General features: G+C 70.6%; 2 protein-coding genes. One reads left to right on the top strand and one right to left on the bottom strand.

Annotation, left to right across the window (positions count from 1 at the left end):
• Positions 1-498: 498 nt before the first annotated feature.
• A complete protein-coding gene (locus tag AB0J09_RS63830; protein WP_360714134.1) occupies positions 499-1107 on the top strand; it encodes an ACT domain-containing protein in 609 nt (202 codons plus the stop codon).
• A gap of 148 nt (positions 1108-1255) precedes the next feature.
• Here AB0J09_RS63830 and AB0J09_RS63825 read toward each other — a convergent pair.
• Positions 1256-1849, bottom strand: a 594-nt coding sequence (locus AB0J09_RS63825) for a response regulator transcription factor (RefSeq protein ID WP_360714132.1), incomplete at its 5' end; no start/stop codon positions are given.

Genomic DNA, 1849 nt, shown 5'->3' with positions numbered 1-1849 from the left:
CCTGGGTTAACTCTGGCCAACACCGCCGAGACGGCCGTTTATGCCCCTGTCACCACCGGCGGCCCCGCCTCGACGACACCCCGTCCGGCCAGCGCTCTCACGACGGCCCACCACTGCGTCGCACGGCGGAGCGCGGCGCACTTTCACGACGGCCTACCCCGGCGTCGCGCGGCGCACTCCTACGATGGCCACTGCGGCAGCCGAGAGGCTGGGCCCGTGCGAGCGGTGCGTGGCGGACAGGGGCGTGGGACCAGTGCGCGGCGGACTGGGTGGTAGAGCCTTGGTGGTGTGCAGGGGTTTGGGGCGCTGGGTCAGGACCTGGTTTGGCGCCCTGGGAGGGGGCGCACCATGACCTGCGGAAACTTGCGCCAGCCCTTTATCGACAATCCGGACTTAACGCTGCATGCTGGGATATAACCGCAGCATGTGCGACATATCCGTGGAATATTCTCGAAATCTTTCCACGGCACTGTGGGAGCCTCTGGAAAGGGGGCGGCAATGCTGCTGCGACTGAGGGTGTCACTGCCGGACCGGCCTGGCGGCCTTGGCCAGGTCGCGAGGGCTTTGGGTGCGCTTGGCGCGGACATCCTGCAAGTCATCGTGCTCGAACGCGAGGGCGGTCGGGCCGTGGACGACTTCACCGTCTCCTGGCCGGGGCCGGTGACCACGTCCGAGGCCCGCGAGCGGCTGTCCGCAGTGCCGGGTATACGGGTGGAGGGCGTCTGGGCGACCAAGGAGGTGCCGGGCTCGGCGCTGGACTATGACCTGCTGATGCACGTCGTGTCCGAACCCGCACGGGGTTTCGCCACGCTGGTGGACGCGCTGCCGGGGTTGTGCGGAGCGGAGTGGTCGGTGGCACTGGCCGATGGAGCCGTGCGGCACGCCTCGCTGGCCGCTCCCAAGAAGTTCGAACTGGACCTGCCGGAGCCGCCGCCGCGTGCCGCCACCATGGACGCCAACGAGCTGCGGCTGATGCTGCTGCCGGTGGTGGCCCAGGGCCTGCATCTGGTGGTCGCCAGGGCGGACGGGCCGGTGTTCCACCGCGCCGAGCTGGAACGTGCCGCCCGCATCGTGGACGTGGTCGCCAAGCTGGCCTCCCGGGCCTGACCGGCTGACGGCCGAACGACGTCCGGCGATCTTTGGTGCCCTCATCGCGAGGCCCGGACGCGGCCACCATCGCCAGCCCACCGGAATCCGAAGTCCGCGTGGCGGGTCAGGGCGGCCGTCACCGACACGGCTCCGCATCCCGAACGATTCAGGACTCGTCCAAGGGGCCGCTCACGAGGCCGCTCTCCCAGGCCCAGGAGGCGATCCCGACCCGGTTGCGCACCCCGAGCTTGACCTGGATACCGGAGACATGGCCCTTGACCGTGCTGAGCGAGATGAACAGCTCTGCGGCGATCTCCTGGTTGGTACGGCCTCTGGCGACGGCCCGTACGACCTCGATCTCCCGCGCCGACAGCGTCTGCCCGGCCCGGCGGGCAGACGCCGATCCGCCGGCCCTCACATGCCGCAGCAGCCGCAGCGTGATCGACGGCGAGATCAGCGCGTCCCCGGCGCTGGCCGCGCGCACGGCCTCCACCAGCAGGGCCGGTCCCGCGTCCTTGAGCACGAAGCCGACAGCGCCGCCGCGCAACGCGCCGTAGACGTACTCGTCCAGGTCGAAGGTGGTCACCACGACTACTCGGAGCGGGACGAGCACACCGGGCCCGGCCAGGGCGCGGGTGACCTCGACGCCGTTCATGCCAGGCATCTGAACGTCGACCAGGCACACGTCCGGGCGCAGCCGCCGGGCCAGGGCGACCGCCTCGTCGCCGTCGGCGGCCTCGGCGACGACCTCGATGTCGGG

This window comes from Nonomuraea sp. NPDC049784, assembly GCF_040659615.1.
Lineage (GTDB): Bacteria > Actinomycetota > Actinomycetes > Streptosporangiales > Streptosporangiaceae > Nonomuraea.
This window is presented reverse-complemented; position numbering and strand designations above follow the sequence as displayed.

Excerpts from the sequence above, each read along its gene's own strand:
- AB0J09_RS63830 (WP_360714134.1), top strand. The coding sequence starts at position 499 with ATGCTGCTGCGACTGAGGGTGTCACTGCCGGACCGGCCTGGCGGCCTT.